Source organism: Nocardia neocaledoniensis, assembly GCF_029868625.1.
Lineage (GTDB): Bacteria > Actinomycetota > Actinomycetes > Mycobacteriales > Mycobacteriaceae > Nocardia > Nocardia neocaledoniensis_A.
The window spans coordinates 1-1,826 of record NZ_JARWOJ010000315.1; the positions used below are offsets into that span (position 1 = coordinate 1).

Below are 1,826 nucleotides of genomic sequence, written 5' to 3' on the forward strand. Positions count from 1 at the left end.
ATCGTCCTTCGCTTCGTCATCGGCGCGGGGGGGGGGGGGGGCGGGGCGCCACCCCCCCCCCCCCGCCCCCCCCCCGACCTTTTTCGTGGGGGGGGGGGCGGCGCCCCCCGGGGGCGCCCCGGGGGGGGGCGGCTTTCGCGCCCCCTGGACGGCCGCACTGACCTGGGGAAATGGTGTGCCGCGCGGCACAATCCGCCGGTTCGGCTTGTTGGGGCGGCGGATTCGGTGTTAACTTGATTGTTATGTCCGGCAACCATCTCAGCGCGAAGCGAGTCACCTACGTGACCGCAGCCCTGGGCCTGCGCTTGCCGTTGACGCGCGAACTTTGTCGTTCCTGCTGCCGCAGCTGAGCCGTTCCGGCTCGCGGAGCTGCCACGCCACACGTGTCGGCAATCTCGTTGGGACAACGGGATTTCAGCAAGGAACTTCATATGTCTACTCCCATCATCGAACGTCCCGGCACGCGGACGGCTACCGGTCGTCCGCGAGTTTCCCGGCCCGTCGTCGCCCCTGAGCTGCGGCGCAGCGACAACCCCGCCGCCGCCGTCCTGCGCACCGCCGTCTCCGGACCCGTCTCGCGCGACAATGCCGCCCGGGCAACCGGATTGAGCATCGCCACGGTGAATCGCCAAGTGGCCGCGTTGCTTTCGGCCGGGCTGCTGCGCGAGCGTCCCGATCTGACCGCCGCCGGTGCGGTCGGCAGGCCGCGGGTGCCGTTCGAGATCGACCACGAGGCCTATCTCACGCTGGGCATCCACGTGGGCGCCGCCGCGACCAAGATCGTCGCGGCCGATCTGCGCGGCCGCATCCTCGGCGGCCTCGCCATCGCGACCCCGCAGACCGGCCAGGAATTCGCGGTCACCACCGTGGCCCGCAGCGCCAAGGCGTTCCTGCAGCGCTGGCATCGGCGCACGCCGCTGTGGGCGGGCGTCGCCATCGGCGGGCGGGTCGACCCGCACACCGGCGTCGTCGACCATCCCAAGCTGGAATGGCAGGGCGCGCCGATCGGCCAGGTACTCGGCGATGTGCTCGAGCTGCCGGTGTCGGTCGCGCCGCACGTCGAGGCGATGGCCGCCTCGGAACTGCTGCTGCCGACCTTCGACGCGCGCAGGCCGGAACCGGCCACCGATCTGCCGAGTGACCAGCCGGGCAGCAGCCTCTACTTCTACGTTCGTGAGACCGCCGGCATCGCCGTGACCCTGGACGGTCGCGTGCACACGCCGAGCAACGGCCCAGGCTCCATCGCGCACCTGCCCACCGGCTCGGACGTGCAGTGCGACTGCGGCAGGCGCGGGTGCTTGGAAGTGACCGTCGGCGACCGGGCCCTGCAGGCCCGCGCGGTGGGCCGCGGGATCATCCCGGCCCACAACGGCACCGGCGGCACCACCATCGCCGACCTGTACCGGGCCGCCGAATCCGGCTCGGCGGGCGCGCGGGAACTGCTCGCCGAGCGGGCGACCATGCTCGGCCAGACCGTCGCCCTGGTCCGCGACATGCTCAACCCCGACCGCGTCGTGCTCGGCGGGCAGGCCTTCACCGGCTACCGCCCGGCCCTGCCGCACGTCGCCAGGGCGTTCCAGCAGAGCACCCAGCTGCCGCCCACCGACATCCGCATCAGCGGCTTCGGCGGCAAGGTCCAGGAGTTCGCCGCGGTCGTCACCTCGCTCAGCGCCCTCTACGCCGACCCGCTCGCCGCGGTCCGCCGCATCGGCGGGTGAGAACCCGCCGCGGGGGGGCGGGCCTCACCAGGGCGTCGCCCCCCCCGCCGCGGCGACCCCCGCGGGCAGGCCCGCGCCAGCCCAGGGGTCGGCGAACGCGGGGTGATA

General features: G+C 73.2%; 1 protein-coding gene. It reads left to right on the forward strand.

Annotated elements, in window-relative coordinates; genetic code table 11:
• The first annotated feature begins 431 nt into the window (after positions 1-431).
• Positions 432-1,718 (forward strand): ROK family transcriptional regulator, encoded by a 1,287-nt coding sequence (locus tag QH270_RS23550; protein ID WP_280346239.1) that lies wholly within the window; start codon positions 432-434, stop codon positions 1,716-1,718.
• Positions 1,719-1,826 lie beyond the last annotated feature (108 nt).

Bases quoted from the DNA above. Each gene is read 5' to 3' on its own strand.
- QH270_RS23550 (WP_280346239.1), top strand. From the start codon at position 432: ATGTCTACTCCCATCATCGAACGTCCCGGCACGCGGACGGCTACCGGT.